The sequence below is a fragment of the Streptomyces yongxingensis genome (assembly GCF_055597465.1).
Map to the genome: position 1 here is coordinate 10776636 of NZ_CM145717.1, position 14827 is coordinate 10791462.

General features: G+C 69.4%; 14 protein-coding genes and 2 pseudogenes. 12 read left to right on the forward strand and 4 right to left on the reverse strand.

What is annotated here, in order from left to right; translation table 11 throughout:
• Nucleotides 1-80 precede the first annotated feature (80 nt).
• The gene (locus tag ACZ6TD_RS45700) at nt 81-1211 is read right to left on the reverse strand and encodes a pyridoxal phosphate-dependent aminotransferase (RefSeq protein WP_471347864.1); all 1131 of its coding nucleotides are present in this window, start codon (nt 1209-1211) and stop codon (nt 81-83) included.
• A gap of 389 nt (nt 1212-1600) precedes the next feature.
• On the opposite strand from ACZ6TD_RS45700, the gene ACZ6TD_RS45705 reads away from it, so the two are divergent.
• From ACZ6TD_RS45705 to ACZ6TD_RS45740, 8 genes and pseudogenes are all read left to right on the forward strand, one after another.
• Nucleotides 1601-2485 carry a MurR/RpiR family transcriptional regulator gene (locus tag ACZ6TD_RS45705; protein ID WP_471347866.1) on the forward strand — a complete coding sequence of 295 codons (885 nt, stop codon included), beginning with the start codon at nt 1601-1603 and terminating at the stop codon, nt 2483-2485.
• A 30-nt stretch (nt 2486-2515) separates the two neighbouring features.
• Complete coding sequence (locus ACZ6TD_RS45710) at nt 2516-3193, forward strand: HAD family hydrolase (protein ID WP_471347868.1); 678 nt, start codon at nt 2516-2518, stop codon at nt 3191-3193.
• A 46-nt stretch (nt 3194-3239) separates the two neighbouring features.
• Nucleotides 3240-3446 (forward strand): ferredoxin, encoded by a 207-nt coding sequence (locus tag ACZ6TD_RS45715; protein ID WP_471347870.1) that lies wholly within the window; start codon nt 3240-3242, stop codon nt 3444-3446.
• A gap of 118 nt (nt 3447-3564) precedes the next feature.
• Entirely contained in the window at nt 3565-4893 is a 1329-nt protein-coding gene (locus ACZ6TD_RS45720) for a cytochrome P450 (protein WP_471347872.1), read from the forward strand.
• A 12-nt stretch (nt 4894-4905) separates the two neighbouring features.
• Nucleotides 4906-5604: pseudogene (locus ACZ6TD_RS45725) on the forward strand (extracellular catalytic domain type 1 short-chain-length polyhydroxyalkanoate depolymerase); the annotation flags it as partial.
• A gap of 248 nt (nt 5605-5852) precedes the next feature.
• On the forward strand, nt 5853-6683 hold the full coding sequence (locus tag ACZ6TD_RS45730; RefSeq protein ID WP_471347874.1) for an alpha/beta fold hydrolase: 831 nt from the start codon (nt 5853-5855) through the stop codon (nt 6681-6683).
• A 42-nt stretch (nt 6684-6725) separates the two neighbouring features.
• The gene (locus tag ACZ6TD_RS45735; RefSeq protein WP_471358644.1) at nt 6726-7178 is read left to right on the forward strand and encodes a hypothetical protein; all 453 of its coding nucleotides are present in this window, start codon (nt 6726-6728) and stop codon (nt 7176-7178) included.
• 361 nt (nt 7179-7539) lie between these two features.
• Nucleotides 7540-8760: a cytochrome P450 gene (locus ACZ6TD_RS45740; RefSeq protein WP_471347876.1), complete on the forward strand. Its 1221-nt coding sequence runs from the start codon at nt 7540-7542 to the stop codon at nt 8758-8760.
• A 29-nt stretch (nt 8761-8789) separates the two neighbouring features.
• On the opposite strand, the pseudogene ACZ6TD_RS45745 reads toward ACZ6TD_RS45740, so the two are convergent.
• Together ACZ6TD_RS45745 and ACZ6TD_RS45750 are read right to left on the reverse strand one after the other, a co-directional pair.
• Nucleotides 8790-9143: pseudogene (locus tag ACZ6TD_RS45745) on the reverse strand (acyl-CoA dehydrogenase family protein); the annotation flags it as partial.
• Complete coding sequence (locus ACZ6TD_RS45750; RefSeq protein ID WP_471347878.1) at nt 9112-9804, reverse strand: MFS transporter; 693 nt, start codon at nt 9802-9804, stop codon at nt 9112-9114. The pseudogene ACZ6TD_RS45745 and the gene ACZ6TD_RS45750, both read right to left, overlap by 32 nt.
• Before the next feature lie 109 nt (nt 9805-9913).
• On the opposite strand from ACZ6TD_RS45750, the gene ACZ6TD_RS45755 reads away from it, so the two are divergent.
• Complete coding sequence (locus ACZ6TD_RS45755) at nt 9914-10315, forward strand: hypothetical protein (RefSeq protein ID WP_471347880.1); 402 nt, start codon at nt 9914-9916, stop codon at nt 10313-10315.
• A gap of 671 nt (nt 10316-10986) precedes the next feature.
• The gene (locus ACZ6TD_RS45760) at nt 10987-12096 is read left to right on the forward strand and encodes an LCP family protein (protein WP_471347882.1); all 1110 of its coding nucleotides are present in this window, start codon (nt 10987-10989) and stop codon (nt 12094-12096) included.
• A 126-nt stretch (nt 12097-12222) separates the two neighbouring features.
• Here ACZ6TD_RS45760 and ACZ6TD_RS45765 read toward each other — a convergent pair whose 3' ends face one another.
• Complete coding sequence (locus ACZ6TD_RS45765) at nt 12223-13380, reverse strand: alkaline phosphatase PhoX (protein WP_471347884.1); 1158 nt, start codon at nt 13378-13380, stop codon at nt 12223-12225.
• A gap of 250 nt (nt 13381-13630) precedes the next feature.
• Here ACZ6TD_RS45765 and ACZ6TD_RS45770 point away from each other — a divergent pair, with 250 nt between their 5' ends.
• Nucleotides 13631-13975 carry a hypothetical protein gene (locus tag ACZ6TD_RS45770; RefSeq protein WP_471347886.1) on the forward strand — a complete coding sequence of 115 codons (345 nt, stop codon included), beginning with the start codon at nt 13631-13633 and terminating at the stop codon, nt 13973-13975.
• A 20-nt stretch (nt 13976-13995) separates the two neighbouring features.
• A complete protein-coding gene (locus ACZ6TD_RS45775; RefSeq protein ID WP_471347887.1) occupies nt 13996-14817 on the forward strand; it encodes a hypothetical protein in 822 nt (273 codons plus the stop codon).
• Nucleotides 14818-14827: the final 10 nt, after the last annotated feature.

A 14827-nucleotide genomic window follows, 5' to 3' on the forward strand; every position in this document is an offset into this window, starting at 1 on the left:
AGCGGTGAGTTCGGGGAGCCCGGACGGGCGGAGCGGGCGGTGGAACGCGGTGCGCGTCGCCTGCCGGTCGGGCGAGCACATCAAGCGGCCCGGCCGTCGAGGAGTTCGGCCATGATCGACAGTCCGCGGCGCAGGTGTTCCTCCGCGATGGCGAAACTCAGCCGCAGATGCCCGGGAGCCCCGAAAGAGGCACCGGGCACCGTGATGACGCCGGAGTCCAGGAGGCGGCCCGCCACGGTGACGTCGTCGGGGGCGAACCCGCGGATGTCGGGGAAGACGTAGAACGCGCCGTCAGGAGGCGTCCGGAACAGCCCGAGAGGTTCCAGTACGACCTGGCACGCCGTGAGCCGGTCGCGGAGGACCGCCCGGAATCCGGCCGTCACATCCGGTCCGGTGAGGGCGGCGAGAGCGGCCGCCTGCCCGATGCGGCTGACGTTCGAGGTGGTGTGGGACTGGACGGCGGCAGCCGCGTCGATGACCTTCTTCGGGCCCGACATCCAGCCCACCCGCCAGCCCGTCATGGCGTAGGACTTGGACACACTGCCGACCGTGATGAGCCGGTCGCTCACCCCGGGCTCGACCTGGCCAGGCGCGGGGACGGGCCGGAAGCCGAGGTCGACGTAGGTCTCGTCCGAGACGATCCAGACGCCGTGCTTCGCCGCCCAGGTGAGGAGGGCGCGCAGCTCCGACGCGTCGTAGACCAGTCCCGTCGGGTTGTTCGGTGAACACAGCACCATCGCCCGGGTGGACGGGGTCCGAGCCGCCTCCAGGTGGTCCGGGGTGATCTTCAGCTCGCCGGCGGACGGCTGGACGATCACCGGACTGCCGCCCGCCAGCCGGACCGAGGACGGGAACGTCACCCAGTACGGCGCCGGGATCAGGACCTCGTCCCCAGGCTCGAGCAGCGCCATGAACGTGTTGAACAATGCCTGTTTCGCGCCATGGGTGACCAGTACGTTCGAGTCGTCGAGGGCTGCCGTGGTCCTGGGGATGAGCCGGTCGGCGATCGCCTGGCGCAGGCGGGTCTCGCCGCCGGTCGGCCCGTAATGGTGGTTCTCCGGCCTCTGCGCGGCGTCGATGGCCGCGGTGACGATGTGGGCGGGGGTCGGCAGGTCGAGTTCGCCTGCCGAGAAGTCGAAGACTTGGACGCCCTCATGGCGCAGTCTCGCGGCGCGTTGGCGCAAGGCGGCGGTCGGCGACAGGGTGATCACGGGGGTGTTCCTCGTTTCCGGAGTTGATCGGCCGCCCGGAGGCGGCGGACGCAAGGCGCTGGTGGGCGGGGTCTGGGTGCTGCGCTGGTGTCGATGGGCCCGACAGGCCACCTGGAAGCTGTAGTGACTCTCCGCGGCTCTTGGGGGGCACTTCGGGGTCGGTGTCGCCCTCCCGTGAGGCCGCTCGGCGTAGGGGGCGTTCGAACACCTGTCGATCCGCCTCGGCGGTGCCAGGTTCGGGGTCCGGGGTGGCGCGGCAGCCAAGCTCGGGTTATCGGAGGATGAATTATCCAGATACAGCTTGGTGTTCAGGATGGATCATCCATCCTGTGCTAGCGTCCTGCTCGTATCGACAGTCGATCCGTGCTTCGCGAGCGAATTGAGGTCCCGTGGTTGCAGCCAAGCCGTCCCTGGTGAGCGGCGAGTTCGTCACTCGTGCCCACGCCGCGCTGCCCAGCCTGGGCGCGACGGACAAGCGGTTCATCGAGCTGATCCTCAGCGACCCCGAAGCGGTAGTGCGCGGCTCGGTCACCGAGCTCGCCCATAAGGCCGGCGTCGCGCAGTCCTCAGCGGTCCGTGCCTGCCAGCGCATCGGGTACCGGGGCTACCAGGACGTCAAGCTCGCCATCACCCGCGACCTCGCCCAGCAGGACGAGCAGGAGCAGGAACTCGCCCACGAAGAGGGAATAGACGGTCGGACACCTGCCGGTGACATCCTCGACCGCATCCTGCGCCGTAGCGCCCGGGCCCTGGTCGACGCGGCACAGACCGTCGACCCCGAACTGCTGTCACTCACCATCGATCGCATCGCGGCGGCCGACCGTGTCCTCGTCATCGGGAACGGCACCTCCGCGGCGCCGGCCCACGACGCCGCCTACCGGCTGTCCGCGCTCGGCCTCGTCACGATGTTTCCCACCGACGTCATGGCCCAGCACCTGGCCGCTCGGCACCTGGACGAGTCCTGTGTGTGCCTTGTCGTCAGCCACACCGGTGCCAGCCGCGAGTCGCTGCTGGCGGCGGAGGCGGCGCGGGCGGCAGGCGCCTTCGTCGCCGCCATCACCAGCTTCACCAACTCGCCCCTGACCCGTGTCGTGGACGCCGCGCTCGTCGCGGGAGGACCCGAGTACGGGTTCCGCCTCGAAGCGATGGCCAGCCGCCTCGCCCACCTGGGGATCGTCGACGCCCTCTTCGTCGGCATCGCGGTCCGCCGCCCCAAAGCATCGACCAAAGCGCTCGACGTGATGGCCGACACCACGATCGAACACTCCCTGTAAAGGGAACACACCAGTTTAAGGAACACATCTGTGCCCCACCACGACCACTCTCCGGTGATCGACCTGGCCGTCCTCGACATGGCCGGCACCACCATCGCGGACAACGGCGTCGTCGAACGGGCCGTGGACGACGCCCTGTCGCTCGCGGGTCTCGACGCGATCACCCCGGAAACGCTCCGGCCCCTGCGCGGCATGGCGAAAACCGACATGTTCAACCGACTGGCGCCCGATCCGCACAAGGCTGCCGAAGCCCACCAGAACTTCGTGGACCTCATGCTCAAGGCCGTGTCGGCCGGTGAGCTGCCCGCCAGGGACGGCGCCGAGGAAGTCCTCGTCGCCCTGCGGGAACGCGGAGTCAAGACCTGTCTCATGACCGGCTTCGACGCCGCCGTACAAGCCGCGCTCCTCGACACGCTCGGCTGGCGCGACCTTGTCGACCTCACCGTCGCCCAGTCCGGAACACTCCGCGGCCGCCCCTACCCCGATCTGATCCTCACCGCGGTCATCAGCCTCGGGATCGACGCGGTGCAGCGCGTCCTCGTCGCCGGCGACACCGCCAACGACCTGCTCGCCGGCACGCGCTCCGGAGCCGGACACGTCATCGGAGTCCTCGGGGGCGCACACGAGAGGGAGCAGCTCGAGGCGGCACCCCACACCGCCATCGCCGGCAACCTGGGAGAAGTGCTCCTGAACGCCTGGACGGCGTGAGGAGGCCGCCGCCTGCGCCTTGCCCGAGGGCCGCGCACCCGGGCCGATGGCGGCCGTCAGCGCCTGCGCAGGTCAGGGCCTGTGTTATGGTGCCGCGCCGACCATCCTCGCCTGCGACGACCAGGGTGATCCCGTGGTAACGCTCTCGCCGCTGACGCGGGACAACCTGGCTGCCGCGCAACATGTGGTGGACCCCTGTCCCGAACGGGCGCTGAGGATCGAGGACGACGGCCGCCACATCCCCGATCGTTGAGACGCCCTGTCAGCCACGAAACGGTCTCGCCGTCATGAGCCGCCATGCGGACCCGCCCGCCGAGGGGACCGGGATCCGTGCGGGGGACCCCTGACCCGATCTCGGAGGTACCACAGCGATGACGCCGACCGACCCCACCGCTCAGAACTCCGAAGTGCCCGCCCCGCCACCGGGGTGTCCCGCACATCGAGGCGGCGAGCCCCCGCACGGCGGGGATCATGTGAGCCCCTTCGCCGTGCCCTTGAGCGGCCCCCGCTTCCATGTCGAACCCAACCTCCTCTACCCGGAGATGCGCCGCGAACATGGTGCGGTCGCCCCCATCGTCCTCGAGGGCGGCATCCCGGCGTGGCTGGTTCTCGGCTACCGTGAACTGCACCAGGTCACGGCCGACCCCGTGCTCTTCACCCGAGACTCCGAACTCTGGAACCAGTGGGACCGCATCCCGGAGGACTGGCCGCTGGCCCCGTTGATCGGCCGTGGGCAGCCGTCCATCCTGTACACGACCGGTGAGCGGCACCGCGTACGGGCCGCGATGATCAGCGACGCGCTGGAGTCGGTCGACCCCTTCGAGATCCGGCAGCACGCCGAGCGGCTGGCCGACGAACTGATCGACGGCTTCTGCGGGGAGGGCAGCGCGGATGTCATCGCCCAGTACGCGATGCCCTTCCCGGTGCGTGTCCTGGCGAAGATCTACGGCTTCCCCGACGAGCAGGGGGCCGGACTGGCCGCGGCGGCCATCGACCTGGCCGACGGCGGCGACCTGGCCCAGGCGGCCCAGGTCCACCTCGCCGAGGCCACGGCGGCCCTGATGGCCGAGCGGAAGGCGGGGAACGGCCCCCGGGACGTCGCGGCCCAACTGGTCGGCAACACCCTCGGCTTCACGGAGGAGGAGATCCTCCACGACCTGATCGTGCTGGTCATCGCCGGCCACACCCTGACCGCGGACTGGATCGGCAACTCGCTGCGGCTGATGCTCACGGACGAACGGTTCACCATGTCCCTGGCCGGCGGGCGCAAGAGTGTCTCGGAGGCCATGAACGAGGTGCTCTGGGAGGACACCCCCGCCCAGAACGGCGTCGGCCGGTGGGCGTCCCGTGACACTACGCTCGGCAACCGCCGGATCAAGGCGGGCGACATGGTGTGCCTCGGACTCGCCGCCGCCAACATGGATCCGCAGATACGCCCCGACGACACGAGGCTGACCGGCGGCAACAACGCGTTCCTCTCGTTCGGGCACGGCGAGCACCGCTGCCCGGTCGCGGCGCAGGAGATCGCCGAGACCATCGCCCGTACGGCCATCGAGGTGCTGCTCGACCGGCTGCCCGACGTCGACCTCGCCATCCCGGCCGAAGAACTCACCCGCCGCCCCTCCCCGTGGGCGCGAGGCATGACGACACTGCCCGTGCGCTTCACCCCGACGCCGCCGGTGCGCGAGACGGCTCGCTGACCCCGCCCGAGGGTCCTCGCGGAGACCACCTCGTCGAACAACCTCAACAAGTGCTTCAACTGGTTCCAGGCCAATGACAATCGGCGCGACCAGGGCGAGGCCCATTCGATCCGGCAGATGGCCGACCACGCCGTCTCGGCCTACGGCGGGGACTCCAAGCGGGTCTACATCACCGGACTGTCGGCCGGCGGTGCCATGACCTCGGTCATGCTCGCCACCTACCCCGACGTCTTCTCCGCCGGCGCGGTCGTCGCGGGCCTGCTCTACAACTGCACGAAGAACAAAAGCCCGTACCAGTGCATGAACCCCGGGCTTGACCTCAGCCCGAGCGAGTGGGCCCAGCGGGTGCGCGAGGCGTACCCGTCGTACGAGGGACCGTGGCCGCGTACCGCCATCTGGTACGGCGACCAGGACACGACGGTCGTGCCGCGCAACGCCACCGAACTGCGCGACCAGTGGACGGCGTTGCACGGGCTGTCCCAGACGCCCACCCGTACCTCCGGCATCGGTCCCAATGCCACCCAGCACGACGAGTACGTGGCGTCCGACGGCACGGTGGCCGTCGAGGTCAACAAGGTCCCCGGCATCAACCACGGCACCCCGGTCGACCCCGGCACCGGCGCCGAACAATGCGGCAGCACCGGCGCCCCGTACTTCCTGGACTCGATCTGCTCCAGCTACTGGATCACCAAGTTCTTCGGTCTCGGCGGCTAGGGCGGCGAGCGCACTCCGGCTCGTCCCCCGCTCGGCTCGCGGGAAGCGAAGGAACCGGAGGAATCGAAGGAATCGGATGTCCCCACCCCGCACAGCCACTGCCGCCCCTCCCCGCAGACGGCCCGGCCGGTGTGCCGCTCTCCGGGCGGCCTGGCCGCAGTCGGGCGCACCGGGAAGCGTGAGGGGGCAGACTGTCGGCAGGCCACGCAGTGACGAGGGGCAGTGACGAGACCGGGAGGGGACCGATGACCGACACGTCCACGCATCAGCACTCGGAGGCAGCCGGACCGGTACACGTCACCGTGTGGGAGGACGGTGGCGCGGGCCTCCCCTCCGCCGTCCTGGTCCACGGGATCCTCACCTGGGGTGACGACGAGCAATACGGCTTCGCGGCACAGCGCCCGCTGGCCGACCGGCACCGGCTGCTGGTGATGGACCGCAGAGGTTACGGGCGCAGCCCGGACATCGCGCACAGCGACTGGTCGATCGATGCCGAGGACATCATCGGGCTCCTCGGCACCGGGGCCCATCTGGTCGGACACGCGTACGGCGGGGTCAGCGCGATGGCCGCCGCCGTACGCCGTCCCGACCTGGTGCACTCGCTCACCCTGATCCAGCCCGGCGCGCTGCGGCCCGCCGAGCGTCATCCGGTCGTCGCCGAGGCGCTGGCGCGGGCCCGCGCGGCTACCGCGGCGTTGCCCGCGGACCTCACGCCCCAGGAGTTCCTGAGCGCGGCTACCGCATCGGTCGGCATGGCGACACCGGAGCCGACGCCGGCGCGGCTGCGCGCCGCGGCCGCCTCGATGGCCGAACGCCCCTGCTGGGACGCGGACATCCCACTCGGACCGCTGGCCGAGGCACCCTTCCCGAAGCTGATGATCTCCGGTGACTGGGAGGGAGCGCCGGAGCAGTACCGACGGTACGCCGGTGAGCCGCTGATCGCCTGCGCCGACCACGTCGCGGCGGCGATCGGCGCCGACCACCTGATCGTCCCCGGCTACTATCCACACACGCAGCAGCCCGAACGTATCAATGCCGCACTGCGGGAGCTGTGGGACCGCGCCGAGCGAGCGTGACCGCGTCGTGGAACCGTCGGCCGAGAACACGGAGGGCTCGTGGTGAACCACAACCTGGCCGCGGTGACGGCCGCCACCGCTTTCACCTGGATGGGCATGGTGGCGGGCATCTCCCTGGTGGAGACGCCCCTCAGATTCCGCGCACTCCGAGCGCACATCGAACAAGACGCGGAAGCCACTCGCCTGGGCCTGGGCATCGGCCGACGGGTCTTCCGCGCGCTCAACACCGCCGAGGCGGTCCTCGCCGCCGTGATCGTGGCGGCGGTCCTGACCGCGAGCCCCACGGCGCCCGTCGCCGTGCTCACCGGAGTCGTCGTGGTGCTGCTGGTCGTGCAACTGGCCGCGGTCCGACCGTTCCTCCAGCAGCGCGGCAGCCGAGTGCTGGCCGGAGAGCATCCTCCCCGCTCACGAGCCCATCACGCCTACGTCGGCCTCGAAGCGCTGAAGGTACCGGCCTTGACCGCCCTGGGCGCCACGGCCCTGGCTGCTCTCTAGCACCAGTACCGCGGTCGCGTGGCTCACATCGCCCACCGGCGAGTGGACGTCACCCGTCGGCACCCTGCCCATATGCCGACCGAGATCGCTATCCGACTGGCTCTCGAGCAGCCGAAGGCCGAGCCGAGCGTTATCAGGGTCGTCGCACGCTGAAGTCATGCAACGGGCATCGCGCCCAGGGGGTGGCCGGGAGTGGATCTGGACCCGCCGGTTCCGCTGCGTCTAGCCTTGGCCACGACCTGACGTCCCATCACGTGGCATGAGCGGGGTCGTCGTCGTGCCCTGTCGTGATGACCCGTGCCGTGCGCCATGGGTGCGTACGGCCGGTGACCGCCGCCGCTCGCCCAGGAAGCGCTCCCTCATGACGACCACCCCCTCCACGGCGCCCGACATCCTCTCCCCGGAGTTCGCGGCGGACCCGTACCCCGCCTACCGGACCATGCGCGAGGACTTTCCGCTGATCCACCACCACACGACCGGCGGCTACATCATCTCCCGCTACGAGGACGTCGCCCGGGCCTTCAAGGACCCGGTGTTCACCAGCCACAACTACGACTGGCAGATCGAGCCGGTGCACGGCCGGACCATTCTCCAGATGGACGGGCGTGAGCACTCCGTGCGCCGTGCGCTGGTGGCGCCCGCCTTCCGGGGGAAGGAGTTACGGGAGAAGTTCCTGCCCGTCATCGAGCGCAACTCCCGGGACCTCATCGACGCCTTCCGGGACGCTCCGGACGCCGATCTGGTGGGCCAGTACGCGACCCGCTTTCCGATCAACGTGATCGTCGACATGCTCGGGCTGGACCGGGCGGACCACGGCCGGTTCCACGTCTGGTACACCTCGATGATCGACTTCCTGGGCAATCTGAGCCAGGACCCCGAGGTCGCCGCGGCGGGGCTGCGCACCCGGGACGAACTCGCCGCCTACGTGATTCCGATCATCCAGGACCGGCGCGCGCGTCCGGGGGACGATCTGCTCTCCGTCCTGTGCAGCGCCGAGATCGACGGCACGCGGATGAGCGACGAGGACATCAAGGCGTTCGTCAGCCTGCTGCTCGCGGCGGGCGGCGAGACGACGGACAAGGCCATCGCCGGTCTCTTCCGCAATCTGCTGGCCCATCCGGACCAGCTGGCGGCCGTGCGCGAGGACCGTACGCTCATCCCGGCGGCCTTCGCCGAGACACTGCGCTTCACCCCTCCGGTGCACATGATCTTCCGCCAGCCGAGTGAGGACGTGGAGGTGAGCGGTGGCACGATTCCGGCGGGTGCCACCGTCACCTGTCTGATCGGGGCGGCCAACCGTGACGGGAGCCGTTATGCCGATCCCGACACGTTCGACATCTTCCGCGAGGACCTGACGACCGGCAGCGCCTTCTCGGCCGCCGCGGACCATCTGGCGTTCGCGCTCGGGCGGCACTTCTGCGTGGGGGCGCTGCTGGCGAAGACCGAGGTCGAGGTGGGCGTCAACCACCTGCTGGACGCCTTCCCGACGATGGCCTTCGCCGAGGGCGAGGTCCCCGCCGAGACGGGAGTGTTCACCCGGGGCCCCGGCTCGCTGCGGGTGCGGTTCGCCCAGCGGGCCTAGGCGCGGGCCGGAGACGGGAGCTCCAAGGCGGGTACGACGAAGCCGCGGATGCCGTCGTCGGTGCGAGCCCAGACGACGGCGACGGCCGCCACCGAGCCGTTGGTGATCCACGTCTTGCGGCCGTCGAGGATCCAGTCGCGGCCCTCGCGCCGGGCGCGCGTGCGCATCGACGAGGGGTCCGAGCCGTGGTCGGGTTCGGTCAGGCCGAAGCATCCGATGGCCGTACCCGCCGCCATACGCGGCAGCCACTGGTCCTTCTGCTCCTCGGAGCCGAAGCGGTGGATCGCGAACATGGCCAGGGAGCCCTGTACGGAGACGAAGGAGCGCAGGCCCGAGTCGCATGTCTCCAGCTCACGGCAGGCCACTCCGTACGCCAGGGCGTGGGAAGGTCGCCAGCCCCATCCCGAGGACGGCGAGCCAGAAGTTGCCGGTGGCGCGGAGCACGAACATCAGCGGCAGGACGACGAACTCCGGCAGGAGCATCCACAGCACGGCCTTCTTCACCGGCCACCTGCCGGCGCGGACGGCGCCGAAGGGCTGGACCACGACCTGCACCACGAGGGTGAGGGAGATGACGGTCAGAAAGGTGGTGCGGTCGAAGCCGATGCCGGAGGTGGCCCAGGAGAGCGCGAAGGTCGTCTTGATGTAAGTGATCGCGACACCGGCCGTGCCCGCGAGTACGCCCAGGGCGACGACCAGCGGATAGCGGGTGAGCACGACCTTGATGGGCAGCTTGGCGGTTTGCTTGCGTTCCAGGACGGCCAGCATCTCGGGGGTCTCCGCCAGACGCAGCCGGATGGCCAGGCCGATGGCCACGAGGACGGCGGAGGCGAGGAAGGGGACGCGCCAGCCCCAGGATTCGAAGGCGGCGTCCGGGAGTCTGGCGATGCCGAGAAAGGCGAGCGTCGCGAGGAGATTGCCGACCGGGGAGCCCTGCTGGGCGAAGGCTCCGTAGAGCAGCTTCCGCTTCGGCGGGGCGTACTCGGCGGCGACCCGACCATGCCATCCACACCCTTCCAAGAGAACTGACGCCGCATCAAACAAAATCGGCCGAGGTCCGGATCTCGGCAGAATTCATAACACCCCGGGAACGTCAGTGTGAAACGAGTGTGAAGAAGGTTTCGGTTGGGCTGGCCCGGCAAGGGGGAGCCCCATGAGTTACCCCCATGACCGCATAGCGGATAACAGTCAGTACAACAGTGATGGAAATCGCCCATACCCCGCCAACCCGGCCGGCTATCCCGCCGCCAATCGGCGTCGGGCGGGCAATGGAGGGGGTCTGGGTGCAGACAGGGCAGCGCTGGTCATTCACACCCTCGCAGACATTGCTGCGGGTTTTCTGGCGTTGTGGATCCTGCTGTACATGCTCGACGCGAATCAGGCGAATGTCTTTGTCGACTTCGTGCATGGTGTGGCGGACTGGCTCGCCGGCTGGTCACAGGACATCTTCACGATGGACACGGAATCCGTTCGCGTCTTCCTCAACTACGCACTGCCCGCGGTGATTTACCTGGCGATCGGCCACGGCGCCGCTGCCTGGGTGCGACGGCTCTGACCCCGCAGGCTCGGCGGCCGGTACCCCTTCTCGTGCCGAGGGGTACCGGCCGCCGCCGTCTTCGGGCGGACAGCCGCTCCGGACCCTGTGGTGACCAGCGGCGATGCCGCCCGCGGACGATGCCGGCACCTGGGGCGGCAGGCGAGCGAGGAGGAGGGCGCGGGCGGATAGCGGGTACCCGCCCGCGCCACGCGCCCTGCTGTCCCTGAACCGGGGGGGACCGGAGATCGACCAGGGAGGACGCGCGCCGATGACCAGTCGGCAGTACCTACAGCGCCGTACCGTAAACGCGTGTTACACCGGGCCATTTCCGTCCAGTACACCCCGCCCGATCCTGGTCGAGTAACACGATCCGCACCCTCGACGCTGAAGGTAATGGCGCCTTCATCACCGCCGTGGAGTGGTGTGTGGAGCCGTGCCCCAGCCGTGCGCAATAAATCCCAGAACGTCGACACACGAGAGTCGGAGGCTCACCGAGAGCACAGACGGGTAATGTCCGAAACGCAGAGTGGTCGCAGGGCCTTCACATACGCAGTCACCGCTGATGGGAAATATCGACTGTGCGCGTTTCGCTGCCCTCCTTGGAGTTGTATATCAAATTGGAAACACTCCGGGGCGCATCCTCTCCTCCATTTGCATTTCAGCCGGGCGAGGAATGCACACTGTCGGGCATGCACCCAAGGACAGACAGCAGAAACCCCGACTTCGCGCACCCCTCTGGATGGGGAAACACCGCGTCGGGCACCGACGGCACGCGCCCACCGGATGAGTTCCCGTACGAGGAGCACCGCGGCAGGCCGCCCCGCCGCCGTGGCAGGACGGTCATGCGTGTCCTGATCGCCTTGGTGCTGGTTCTGCTGGTCGTCTCGGTGGCAACGTACTTCTGGGCCGACTCCCGGCTGCGCAAGGAAGTCGACCTCAACAAGGTGGTCGACCGCCCCGGGACGGGGGAGGGCACCACCTATCTGATCGTGGGTTCCGACAGCCGCGAGGGCATGTCGGACCAGCGGAAGAAGGACCTGCACACGGGCTCCGCCGACGGCAAGCGCACCGACTCGATGATGATCCTGCACGACGGCGCGTCCGGCCCGACACTCATATCGCTGCCGCGCGACTCGAACGTGACCATCCCGAAGTTCCGCGGCTCCGAGTCCGGGGACATCAAGGGCCCGCTGGGCGACAACAAGCTGAACGCCGCGTACTCCATCGACGGCCCACAGCTCCTGGTCCGCACCGTCGAGTACAACATCGGCCTGCACATCGACCACTACGCGGAGGTCGGGTTCTCCGGCTTCGCCGACATCGTGGACAACATCGGCGGCGTCGACATGACCCTCGACAAGGGCTTCAAGGACAAGTGGTCCGGCGCCGACTTCGACGCGGGCCAACAGACGCTGAACGGCCAGCAGGCACTCGCGTTCGTCCGCACCCGGCACGCGTTCGCCACCAGCGACCTGGAACGCACCAAGAACCAGCAGAAGTTCCTCTCCGCGCTGGCCGGCCAGACCGCGACGCCCGGCACGCTCCTGAACCCCTTCAGGCTCTACCCCGCCATGGGGGCCGGACTGGACACCCTCATCGTCGACAAGGACATGAACCCCTACTACCTGGCCAAGATGTTCTTCGCCATGAAGGACGTCACCAGCAGCGACGGCAAGTCGATGAACATGCCCATCTCCGGCAGCGTCGGCGGCAACCTCCAGTGGGACAAGGCCAAGGTCGAACAGCTTGTGCGAGAGCTCAAGAACGACGAGCCGGTCACCGTCACCGGCACACGGTGAACCCGCCGAGCGGTGGCTGGGCAACCTCCTGTGATGGGGCAGCGGTCGCTCAGTGAGCGGAGTGGGCCGGAGCCGCTGCCGGGCGCTCGGCCGGCGGCGGCTCCGGTTCGGGTTCACCGCAGGCCGTCAGCCGCGGAACGGCCCCGTCACCTCATAGGTGATGCCGCCGGACGAGCTGCCGCTGGTGCCGCGCTGGCTGGAGAAGTACAGCCGCTTGCCGTCCGGTGAGAACGCCGGGCCGGTGATCTCCGAGCCCGACTGGCCGTCGACGCGCAGGAACGGGGCCACCACGTCGTCCGGGGTGATGACGCAGATCTCCATGTTCCCGCCGTCCTCGGCCACGTACAGATCTCCGGAGGACGCCCCGGTCACGTTGTCCACACCGGTCAGCGGGGCCGTGCCGCCGGTCACCAGCGAATCGTCATAGGCCAGTTCGATCGTCCCGGCGGCCGCGTCGTACTGCCACACCCGGTTGTCGCCCTTGGTGGTGAACCAGCAGGTGTCGTTCGCGTAGTAGCACCCTTCGCCGCCGTTGAACCGCTTGGCCCCGGCCACCTGGTTGCGGGTGGCGGTGGCGCCGGTCGGGTCCGGCACGGTCGCCCAGGTGACGGGGCCACTGGTGCCGGAACCGGCGACCATGACCTCCAGCCTGCCGGAGGACAGGTCACCCCACGTCGTCGGCGTGAAACGGTAGAAGCACCCGTCCGTGACGTCCTCGGTCATGTAGACGGTCCGGCGGACGGGATCGGCCGCCGCCGCCTCGTGCTTGAAGCGGCCCATCGCGTCGCGCCGCACCGCGGCCTTCACACCCCACGGGTCGGTCTCGTACACATAGCCGCGATCGACCTCCTCACAGGACAGCCAGGTGTTCCACGGGGTCTTGCCTCCCGCGCAGTTCTGCCGGGTACCGGAAAGGACGCGGTACGCGCCCGTGACCGCCCCGGTCGAGGAGAACGTCACCGCGCTCGCTCCGCCCGACGGGTTGATCTCCGAGTTGGAGACGTAGATCCAGCCGCTGCCGTCGGCGTAACAGGCTCCGCCGTCCGGGGCGTCGTGCCAGGTGTACGAGGTGCCGGTGACCGTCTGCCGCGAACGGGCGATCACCCGGCTGGTGAACCCGGCGGGAAGCCGTACGCCGTTGGCGTCCGGCGAACCGAGCGCCCCGTACGGGCCGGCGCCCGGCTGCGCCGGGGCCGCGTACGCGGCGCCGCGCCACAGGGTTCCGCCGAGAGCTGCCGAGGAGCCGCCGATGACGGCGGCACGCAGGAGGGTGCGACGTTCCACTCTCGCTCCAATGAGGGTCGTGACCGTTCCCCGCCGCCGGCCGACGGCGGGGCCCCACGGCCCTGAACCTAGAGAGCCATCCCGTAGGCGGAATTGACAGAGCTTGGACACCACATGACGCGGGCGTGGAGTGTCCGGCGGCCCATGAGAGGCTCGTGTGCGGACGCGCCCGGTACCGGCGGGCGCCCTGAATATGGCTCTCTCCGCGGTTCCGTGAATCCCCGGGCCATGGCACGGGCATGATGGCCCGGTGCGGGAAGAACTCATAGTGCGGTTACGCGGGACGTGGCAGCAGACCGAACCACCCGACAGGGAGCTGGTCGGTACCGCTCTCGCGCCGTTCGGCGCCGACCTCGTCGAGGTGATGCCGGTTGAGCCGGGCGACCTCCGAATCCTGATCGTGGTGCCGGAGACGGCCGACCTGATCGCCGTCGGCTCGGCGGTGGCGGGCGCGCTGGCACTGCCGTCGCCCCGGATCACCTTCGAGCGCGAGGTCTCCGATGTACGGGGCGTCGCCGGGCGCGGTTACTCATGCTCCTGCGGCGGGGTGGACGGTGATCACACCGCGGAGTGCCCGAGGGTGGCCGGCACATGAGCTGGCGGCCACCTGTCCCGATGGGTTACCTGGACAGTATCCAATCGGTCGGCGGGTTCGCCGCCCCGCTGCTCGCCGGAGGGAGCTTCACACTCGCGGTGGTGGCGCTGCAGTCGGCCCCGGGCCCCGCGGCCGTCAGCCGATGGCCGAACGCCTCTCTGGCTCTGTTCGTCCTGTCCGGTCTGCTGCAGATCGCGACCGTTCAGGCAACGGCATGGACACGACGGTACATGTGTACCCCGGGCGATCTTCTGGAGTGGTTCCCCGGCGAGGAGACCGACGGGGCTCCAAGCCGGTTCCTGATGGGTATGCAGGAGAGCCATCTGCGGCAGGCCCAGCGCTGGGCGAACACGGCACGCGGCTTCTACCACGCGGGGATCATCGCGCTGCTCGCCGGGCTGCTCGTCATCTGCGTGCCGCGAGGACAGCCAACCGGCGGCCGGTGGACGGTCCTCGCCATCTGCGCGGCCGGCATTGTGGGGGAACTCGCCTGGCTGGTCAGGGCCGCCTTTCTCGATCGTGCGATCCGCCGCGATGCCTGGCTCGGCATGGCCGTCCTGCTCGCCATCCTGGCATCGGCTTCCGCGCCCGGCGTCTGGTATGGCTGGCCGGTACGTATCGGGGGCGCTGTCTGCCTCCTCGCGTGCCTCCTGCCGCTCGTCCTGCGCCGCTCGGTCACCTCGGCCTCGGTCACCTCGGCGCTGAGCCTGAGTCTGGGGGCGATCGCCCTGTCATTCCGTATCCCTCAGCCGCTCGTCGTGGTAGCGCTGGTACCGGCGTTCCTTCTCGGAGCCCACACATTCGTGGACCTCACCCGCCGTCAGCGCGCTGTGAGCGGGTGACCAGACGTCA